Origin of the sequence: Bradyrhizobium sp. SHOUNA76, assembly GCF_023006445.1 — a bacterium.
Taxonomy (GTDB): Bacteria; Pseudomonadota; Alphaproteobacteria; order Rhizobiales; family Xanthobacteraceae; genus Bradyrhizobium.
Genome location: NZ_JALBHA010000253.1, coordinates 1 through 8,923, shown reverse-complemented (window position 1 = coordinate 8,923; position 8,923 = coordinate 1). Strand labels below are relative to the sequence as shown.

Below are 8,923 nucleotides of genomic sequence, written 5' to 3'. Positions count from 1 at the left end.
CGGCTGCTCGCCGCTGGTCGACCCCAGGGGGCGCGGCGCGATCCTGTTCGACATCGGCGGCGGCTCGACCGAGCTGGTGCGGATCGAGCGCGACCCGGAAAATCCGGAGCCGCGCATCAAGGCCTGGATGTCGATCCCCTATGGTGTGGTGACGCTCGCCGAGCAGTTCGGCGGCCGCGACGTGACGCCGGAGATTTATGCTGCGATGGAGCAGGTGGTCGCGAACCACGTCGCGCCGTTCGCGGAAGAGCATGGCGGCGATCTCGCCGACATGCACCTGCTGGGCACATCAGGCACGGTGACGACGCTCGCCGGTATCCATCTCAACCTCGCACGCTACGACCGCCGCCGCATCGACAGCATCTGGATGAACGATTCCGACATCACCGCGACTATCAACAAGCTGCTCGGCATGAGCTACGAGGAGCGCGCCGGCAACAACTGCATCAGCGTCGAGCGCGCCGATCTCGTGCTCGCCGGCTGCGCCATCCTCGATGCCATCAGGCGCGCCTTTCCGCTGCGGCGCCTGCGCGTCGCCGACCGTGGCTTGCGCGAAGGCATGCTGGTCGAGATGATGCGCGAGGACGGCGCGCTCAGGAGCTGGTGAGATGGCCAAGGACACCACCGGCCGCTTGCACGTCCAGGTCAAGACCGGCGGCAAGCGCAAATTGTCGTCGAAGCTCTGGCTGGAGCGGCAGCTCAACGATCCCTATGTGGCCAAAGCCAAGGCGGCGGGCTATCGCTCGCGCGCGGCGTTCAAGCTGCTCGAGATCGACGACAAGTTTCGGTTTCTGAAGCCGGGCATGGCCGTGGTCGACCTCGGCGCGGCACCCGGCGGTTGGAGCCAGATCGCTGCCAAGCGCGTCGGCTCCACCGAAGGCAAGGGCAAGGTCGTCGCGATCGATCTGTTGGAAATGCCGGAGATTCCCGGCGTCGATTTCGCGCAGCTCGATTTCATGGACAATGACGCGCCCGAAAAGCTCACCGCGATGCTGGGCGGCGGCGCCGATATCGTGATGTCCGACATGGCCGCCAACACCACCGGTCACCGCAAGACCGACCAGCTCCGCATCGTCGGCCTGGTCGAGACCGCGGCCGCGTTTGCGTGCGACGTGCTCAAGCCCGGCGGCACGTTCCTGGCAAAAACGTTCCAGAGCGGGGCCGACGCCGACCTGCTCGCCCAGCTCAAGCGCGACTTCGCCACCGTGCGCCACGTCAAACCGGCGGCGAGCCGGCAGGATTCCTCGGAGCGCTATGTGCTCGCGACGGGGTTTCGCGGCGAGGCCAAGACGTAGTCACAAACTCCGTCATCGTAGCCCGCATGAAGCGAAGCGGAATGCGGGGCCGGTCCCGGATTGCGCTGCGCTCCATCCGGGCTACAGGAAATTCCTACCCCAGCCTTTGATCCCGCACGTCCTGCGTATCCTCGGTCGCCGCCTTGACCGCCGCCTTCTCAGCACCTTTGCCGGCGCCCTTGCGGCTCGCGATCTCCACGGCCTTGCGGCCGGAGATCTCGTGGCCGGCATCAGCGGGCATCTGCCAGAAGAACCAGCTTGACGCTGCCGAGGTCAGCGCGATCACGACAAAGGCCGGTGCGAACACGGTGGCGTCGATCTCGCCGACATGGTTGAACCACATCGTCGTTTCCACGCACGCCGCGCCGACCGCCACGCCGGCCGAAACGGCCAGCTGCTGGTTGACGCTGACGAGAGTGGTGGCACGGCTCATCTGCGCGGTCTCGACGTCGGCATAGGCAACCGTGTTGATCGCGGTGAACTCCAGCGAGCGGAAGAAGCCGCCGACCACCAGGATCACCATGATGATGAGCAGCGGCGTCGTCACCGTGAACAGCGCGCAGACGGCGAGGAAGAACGCGCTGACGATCGCGTTCACCGTCATCAGATTGCGGAAGCCGAAGGTGCGAATGATGCGTGCCGCCAGCGTCTTCATCCCCATCGCGCCGAGCGAGGAGGAGAAGGTGACGAGGCCGGAATGGAACGGCGACAGCCCGAAGCCGATCTGCATCAGGAGCGGAAGCAGGAACGGCAGCGCGCCGATGCCGAGCCGGAACATGAAGCCGCCGAGGACGGCCGCGCGCAATGTCGGCAGCTTCAGGAGCGAGAAGTCGAGCACTGGTGAGCCCGTGCGCCGGGCGTGCAGGACATACAGCATCATCGAGATCGCGCCGCCCACGACCAGGGCGGCGACCGTGCTCCACGGCAGCAGGTTCAGTCCCGCAACAGATAGCCCGAACGCGATGCCGGCAAGCCCGACACCCGCGAGCACCATGCCGTAGAGATCGAACGGCTCGCGCGTCTCGCTCTTGATGGGATCGATGAAGCGCAGCGCCATGAAGATGCCGAGCAGCCCGATCGGGATGTTGATCAGAAAGATCCAGTGCCAGGACGCGTAGGTAGTGATGAAGCCGCCAAGCGGCGGGCCGATCACCGGGCCGATCAGGGCAGGGACCGTCACCCAGGCCATGGCGTTGACCAGCGCGCTCTTGTCGACCGAGCGCAGCAGCACGAGGCGCCCGACCGGCGTCATCATGGCGCCGCCCATGCCCTGCAGGATGCGCGCGAACACGAAATCGGTGACCGAGGACGAGAGCGCGCAGCCGACCGAGCCGACCATGAAGACGCCGACCGCAATCGCGAACACCATGCGCGCGCCGAACCGGTCGGCGGTCCAGCCGCTCGCCGGGATGAACACCGCGAGCGACAGCAGATAGGAGGTGATCGCGAGCTTGAGCGTCAGCGGACTTGTGCCGATGTCAGCCGCGATCGCCGGCAGCGAGGTGGCGATCACCGTCGAGTCCATGTTCTCCATGAAGAGAGCAGTGGCCACGATCAGCGGAATGACGCGTTGCTTGTCGACCATGACGGATTGGTTTTGAAAATCGGAAGGAAGGGGGCTTGCGGCTTATCACCGCCGCCCGCCCGCGACCATTGCGGATCGACGCATAGCACCTAAATCCTGCGTGACCCCAGGTGTGACTCCCTCCGTCATTCCCGGGCGCGCCGCATGGCGCTCTCTCGTCAATCCGGGTTCGCGACTTCGTCGCGCCCCGGAATGACCGCGGAGGGGACGGCGTACCGAGCCGGTCCCCGCCGAATTTGCGTAAAAAGCCTGTGAATGGCAGGCCGGCGCTCCGAATTGCTTTGATTCGTCACGCGGCCGTGCTATCGACCCGCGTCAACCCCACCGATGGGCTCCGATTCTCCGGCGTTGCCGCAAGGTACGCCGAGGGCGGCGCTCATCCATTAGCATTTGCGGCAGGGCCGCAGGAAGGAGTTGGCAAATGGCCACGGTGCAACTTCAGGGCATCCGCGAAGCCTTTACGTTCGACGACGTGCTGCTGAAGCCGGGCCTGTCGGACGTCATGCCGGGCGAGGTCGACATCCGCTCCCGCGTCACCCGCGCCATTCCGCTCAACATCCCGATCATGGCCTCGGCCATGGACACCGTCACCGAAGCCCGCATGGCGATCGCCATGGCGCAGGCCGGCGGCCTCGGCGTCATCCACCGCAATTTCGACCCCGAAGGGCAGGCCGCCCAGGTGCGGCAGGTCAAGCGCTACGAGTCGGGCATGGTGGTGAACCCGCTCACCATCAGCCCCGAGGCCTCGCTCGACGATGCGCTCAAGCTGATGAGCGATCACGGCATCTCCGGCATTCCCGTCGTCACCGGCGCCGGCAAGAACACACCGGGCAAGCTGGTCGGCATCCTCACCAACCGCGACGTACGGTTTGCGACCAATCGCCAGCAAAAAATCTCCGAGCTGATGACGCATGAAAACCTCGTCACGGTGCGCGAGAATGTCAGCCAGGACGAGGCGCGGCGGATGCTGCACCAGCATCGCATCGAGAAGCTGCTCGTGGTCGATGAGCAATATCGCTGCGTCGGCCTCATCACCGTGAAGGACATGGAAAAGGCGGTCGCCCATCCGCTCGCCTGCAAGGACGCGCAGGGGCGCCTGCGTGTCGCCGCCGCCACCACCGTCGGGGACACCGGCTTCGAGCGAACCGAGCGCCTGATCGATGCCGGCGTCGACCTCGTCGTCGTCGACACCGCGCACGGCCATTCCCGCCATGTGCTCCACGCGGTGAACCGCATCAAGCGTCTGTCCAATTCGGTGCAGGTCGTGGCCGGCAACGTCGCCACCACCGAGGGCACTCAGGCGCTGATCGACGCGGGCGCGGACTGCATCAAGGTCGGCATCGGTCCGGGCTCGATCTGCACGACGCGCATCGTCGCCGGCGTCGGCGTTCCCCAGCTCACCGCGATCATGGATGCGGTGGAAGCGGCGAAGAAGGCCGACATCCCCGTCATCGCCGACGGCGGCATCAAGTTCTCCGGCGACCTTGCCAAGGCGCTCGCCGCCGGCGCCGACATCGCCATGGTCGGCTCGCTGCTCGCCGGCACCGATGAGACGCCCGGCGAAGTGTTCCTGTGGCAGGGCCGTTCCTACAAGGCCTATCGCGGCATGGGCTCGGTCGGCGCGATGGCGCGCGGATCTGCCGATCGCTACTTCCAGCAGGACATCAAGGACACGCTGAAGCTCGTGCCTGAAGGCATCGAGGGGCAGGTGCCGTATAAAGGCCCGGTCGGCAATGTCATGCACCAGCTCGCCGGCGGCCTGCGCGCCGCAATGGGCTATGTCGGCGCGCGTGACATGAAGGAGCTGCATGACAAGGCGCAGTTCGTCCGCATCACCGGCGCTGGCCTGCGCGAAAGCCACGTCCACGACGTCACCATCACGCGCGAGAGCCCGAACTATCCGGGCGGGGGTTAGTCGCCGATCGCGCTTTCAGCGCCGGTCTCGTGCCCGGGACGCAGCGCAGCAGCACTCCGGCGATGCGCTGCAGAGCCGGGGCCCATCGCTCTGCATCTGTCGTGTTACTTTGGGTCCCGGCTCTGCGCAGCAGCGCAAGAGCGCTGCAGCGCGTCCGGGACACGGGAGATGCGCATGACGAAACGCGATCACGCTCCTCCGCTTTTGTATTGACGCAGCTACCTCCCTCCGCTTCCGTCCATGTCGAAAAACAATCAGGAGGAAGCCATGTCCCAAGCAAAACGCATCGTTCTCGCCGCGCGTCCCGTCGGAGAACCCAAGCCATCCGATTTCCGCATCGAGGAATTCGCTGTCCCGACGCCTGCGGCGGGTGAAGTCCTGCTGCGCACGATCTGGCTGTCGCTTGATCCCTATATGCGCGGGCGCATGAGCGATGGTCCGTCCTATGCAGCTCCGGTGCCGATCGGCGGGGTGATGGAGGGCGAGGCGGTCAGCGAGGTCGCGGCGTCCAACAATGCCGGCTTCGCCAAAGGCGACATCGTCCGCATCCGTTCCGGCTGGCAGACGCACGCGATCTCCAATGGCAATGGCCTGATCAAGGTCGATCCGAAGCTCGGTCCGATCTCAACCTCGGTCGGCGTGCTCGGCATGCCCGGCATGACCGCGTATACGGGCCTGCTCGACATCGGCAAGCCGCAAGCAGGCGAGACCGTCGTCGTCGCCGGTGCCTCCGGCGCGGTCGGCTCGGCCGTCGGCCAGATCGCCAAGATCAAGGGCGCGCGTGCAGTTGGAATCGCCGGCGGCAAGGACAAGTGCGACTACGTGGTCAAGGAGCTCGGCTTCGATGCCTGCATAGATCACCGCGATCCGGATCTCGCCGCCAAGCTGAAGGATGCCTGCCCCAAGGGGATCGACGTTTATTTCGAGAATGTCGGCGGCGCCGTGTTCGAGGCGGTGTTCCCGCTGCTCAATCCGTTTGCCCGCGTGCCGGTCTGCGGCCTGATCGCGCACTACAACGACACCGAGGCCAAGCCGCCGAAATGGGCCGCCAGCATGATGCGCGCGACGCTGACCAAGCGGCTGACCTTCCGCGGCTTCATCGTCTCCGACTTCGCCGCGCGCCATGGCGACTTCCTGCGCGACATGTCCTCTTGGGTTCGCGACGGCAAGGTCAAGTACAAGGAGTTCGTCACCGAGGGCCTGGAGAGCGCCCCCGGCGCCTTCATGGGGCTGCTGAAGGGCGCCAATTTCGGCAAGCAGCTGGTCCGGGTCGGGCCGGATAAGGCCTGACCTGCCGCGTCCGCCTCCAAGGAAGGGGGCGGGATGGTTAACAAAGAGTGACCGATCGGCCACACCTGTTCCGCAAAAGCCGCAGGTGTGACCGTCGGTTCATTGACCGCAAGGCGAAGACGTTGAATCATCGCGCATATTTTGGGTGTTGCGATGTTAGAGATCAGTGTTTTCTGCGTTATCCTGCTTGCTGCCGGCTATTGGGTGGCGATGTTCGTCATGGGCCGCCACGACGACGTCATTCACGGCAAGTTCGTCCGCTCCGAGGAGGACGGCGATTTTGCGCGACCCGCGATGCCGGCGCCGCCGCCGTTCCCGAAGCGTCCGGTCAAGGCCGCGCAGCCTGCCAAGCGGGCCGTTGCCAACGATCTGGCGGCCAAGCCGGTGAACAGCGAGGCGCTGCAATCCTTGCTCGCCGCAATCCAGCAGGACCTCAAGAGCGTCGCCTGAGCCGCCAAGCGCGCGTTAGTGCTCGCCGCCCATCTGGGCGAGGATCTCCTCGACGTCGACATCGACCTGGCCCGCGGCCCTGAGGTGGCGAACCTCGAAGCTGTCGGGTCGGAAGCGATACTCGACCAGGCCGACTTCCTTGATCGCGATCCGCTCCTGGCGCTGATCGTTGATGACGAAGCCGGCCGATGGCGCCCAAACATGGCGGGTGCGGCGATAGCTGAAATCGCGCCGCTGGTGCACGTGGCCGCTGGCGATGAGCCGTAGATCGACGCGCTCGAACATCTCGATCAGCCGGGCCCGTGCCGGCTGCGGCACGTAGCGGATCGAGGTCTCCGGCGTTTCAGGATCGTCAGGCAGGTTGAGAAACACAGGCTTGTGCAGGAACAGCGCGACCGGCCTGCCGTTCGTATGCGCGATCTCGGACGCCAGCCAGTCGAACTGCTCGGCCTCGAAGGCGAGCCCCGAATTCATCACCAGGGAATTGAGGCCGATGAAGCGCCAGCCCGCGGCGTCGAACGCCCAATGATCTTCGCCGATGATGTCGCAGAATTGCCGGCGGTGCGCTTCGCTGACCGGCGGCTTTGGGGCCGGCCCGATCGCGGTCGGATTATCGCCGATGTCGTGATTGCCGGGAAGGTAGCGGCACGCGACGGGCAGCGCGTCGTGCAGGCCTTTTGCAAAGACGACGTCATCGCGGCCGGTCGGCCCGTCGAAGGAGACGTCGCCGCTATTGACGACGAGGTCGGGCCTGTCAGCGTCGATGTGCTCGCAAACGCGATGGAAGTTGGCGACCAGGCCGGGGAAGCGCCGGCCGAGATGGGTGTCGGAAATCTGCGTCAGGCGAAATTCGGACATGCGATCATCGTACCAATTGTCCCGCGTCGGAACGATGACGGCGCCGGCATGGATCGCAACGAACAAAGTTTAAAGCACGCGGTAGCGGATCGTGTAGGCGTCCTGCGGCGCCACGGGGCCGGCGAGCGGCGAGGCGATGCGGTCGGCGAGGTGCCAGGGACCGAACTGCTCGGAGCGATGCGGCTCGGCAGGCAGACGGAGACGGAACTCGAAAATGCCCTTGCCGGGCAGGTTCACGACCAGCACGCGATCCGCGGTGCGGTGGTTGAGCGCGACCGCGCCGCGCAGCATCGTGCGGCCGTCGGAGAGGTCGCGCACGCCGTCGACCAGCGCCAGCGTCTGGTTACGGTCGGTGTGCAGCTCGATCTGCGTGTCGGTCGCCGCCGTCAGCATCTCCCGGGGCATGCGGATCTCGAACTCGACCGCCGGCTTGGACGGGTTGAGGCCGAGATAGGCGAGGGCGGCGTGGCGCATGTCGTAGGCCGCGAAGGCGAACAGGGCGACCGCGGCGAGCGTCGCAACCCCATGCCTGGCAACGTCTCGCCAGGTCCGGTAGCTCAGGCGGAAGTACACCGTCATCGCCAGCGCGACCGCGAGCGCCATCGCGATACCAGACAGCGCCGACATCAGGATGCCAAGCCGGCCGTCGGCGGATTCGGTCCAGAGGCTGGTCAGGGTGGTCATGGCGCCATCTCGCCTGGGGACCCCGAAAGGGGCCGAAATCGCTTTAATGATCGGTGGTTGGTCGCAAGACCGGGAAGGCCGGTTCAACTGGTTGATTGTCAGGACGAGGAGCGGCGGCTAATGGACGGTCCGGCGGCCTCCGCCGGATGGGAAAGCTCAGATGTCCGTTCAAATGGTCTTGCTGCCGGTCTTCGTCCAGATCGGGCTCACCTTCGCGCTTCTGATCGGCATGGTCTTCGCGCGCCGCAAGACGCTGGTCGCGGGCGAGACGAACATTCGCGACATTGCGCTCGGCGAGCCGAACTGGCCCAAGGGCGCCACACAAATCGCCAATTGCTACCGCAACCAGTTCGAGCTGCCGGTGCTGTTCTACGTCCTGATCGCGCTGGCCTTGCCGCTGCGCCGCGCCGATCTCTTCATCGTGCTGATGTCCTGGGTGTTCGTGGTGACGCGCTTTGCCCATGCCGGGGTCTTCGTCTCCTCGAACGATCTCGGCCGGCGCTCCACGGTCTGGCTCGCCGGCGTGCTCGTGCTGCTGGCGATGTGGATCTACTTCGCCCTGAAGCTCTTGTTGCTGATCTAGGCGCTTGCCCGCCAATGCTGATCTGAAAGATTGAGAATGACCCCCGCTGCCCGGCTGTCCGCAGCCATCGAGCTCATCGACACCATCGAGAAGGACCGCGTGCCCGCGGCCAAGGCGCTGAAGGAGTGGGGTACCGCGCACCGCTTTGCCGGTTCCGGTGACCGCGCCGCCATCGCCGGCCTCGTCTGGGACGTGCTGCGCCGCTACGCCTCGTGCGCGTTCCTGATGGATTCCGACACCGCGCGTGCCAGGCTGATCGGCAT

At 65.8% G+C, this 8,923-nt stretch carries 9 protein-coding genes and 1 pseudogene; 7 read left to right on the top strand and 3 right to left on the bottom strand.

Annotation, left to right across the window (positions count from 1 at the left end):
- The coding region (locus MOV74_RS23065) for a Ppx/GppA phosphatase family protein (RefSeq protein WP_404979160.1) at positions 1-607 on the top strand (607 nt) is incomplete at its 5' end.
- A 1-nt stretch (position 608) separates the two neighbouring features.
- Positions 609-1,295, top strand: coding sequence for an RlmE family RNA methyltransferase (locus MOV74_RS23060; protein WP_246927375.1), 687 nt, complete (start codon positions 609-611; stop codon positions 1,293-1,295).
- 94 nt (positions 1,296-1,389) lie between these two features.
- Here MOV74_RS23060 and MOV74_RS23055 read toward each other — a convergent pair whose 3' ends face one another.
- Positions 1,390-2,880 carry a DHA2 family efflux MFS transporter permease subunit gene (locus tag MOV74_RS23055; RefSeq protein WP_246927367.1) on the bottom strand — a complete coding sequence of 497 codons (1,491 nt, stop codon included), beginning with the start codon at positions 2,878-2,880 and terminating at the stop codon, positions 1,390-1,392.
- 421 nt (positions 2,881-3,301) lie between these two features.
- On the opposite strand from MOV74_RS23055, the gene guaB reads away from it, so the two are divergent.
- The 3 genes from guaB to MOV74_RS23040 all read left to right on the top strand — a co-directional run bounded on the left by guaB (position 3,302) and on the right by MOV74_RS23040 (position 6,535).
- Entirely contained in the window at positions 3,302-4,795 is a 1,494-nt protein-coding gene (guaB, locus tag MOV74_RS23050) for an IMP dehydrogenase (protein ID WP_246927365.1), read from the top strand.
- 267 nt (positions 4,796-5,062) lie between these two features.
- The gene (locus MOV74_RS23045; RefSeq protein ID WP_246927363.1) at positions 5,063-6,085 is read left to right on the top strand and encodes an NADP-dependent oxidoreductase; all 1,023 of its coding nucleotides are present in this window, start codon (positions 5,063-5,065) and stop codon (positions 6,083-6,085) included.
- Positions 6,086-6,238: 153 nt separating this feature from the next.
- Entirely contained in the window at positions 6,239-6,535 is a 297-nt protein-coding gene (locus MOV74_RS23040) for a hypothetical protein (RefSeq protein WP_246927361.1), read from the top strand.
- A gap of 15 nt (positions 6,536-6,550) precedes the next feature.
- On the opposite strand, the gene MOV74_RS23035 is transcribed toward MOV74_RS23040, so the two are convergent.
- Positions 6,551-7,393: a metallophosphoesterase gene (locus MOV74_RS23035; RefSeq protein ID WP_246927359.1), complete on the bottom strand. Its 843-nt coding sequence runs from the start codon at positions 7,391-7,393 to the stop codon at positions 6,551-6,553.
- 69 nt (positions 7,394-7,462) lie between these two features.
- The gene (locus MOV74_RS23030; RefSeq protein ID WP_246927357.1) at positions 7,463-8,077 is read right to left on the bottom strand and encodes an acriflavin resistance protein; all 615 of its coding nucleotides are present in this window, start codon (positions 8,075-8,077) and stop codon (positions 7,463-7,465) included.
- A 160-nt stretch (positions 8,078-8,237) separates the two neighbouring features.
- On the opposite strand from MOV74_RS23030, the gene MOV74_RS23025 reads away from it, so the two are divergent.
- Positions 8,238-8,660 carry an MAPEG family protein gene (locus MOV74_RS23025; protein WP_246927354.1) on the top strand — a complete coding sequence of 141 codons (423 nt, stop codon included), beginning with the start codon at positions 8,238-8,240 and terminating at the stop codon, positions 8,658-8,660.
- A 36-nt stretch (positions 8,661-8,696) separates the two neighbouring features.
- Positions 8,697-8,923 (top strand): annotated as a pseudogene (locus MOV74_RS23020) (MFS transporter); the annotation flags it as partial.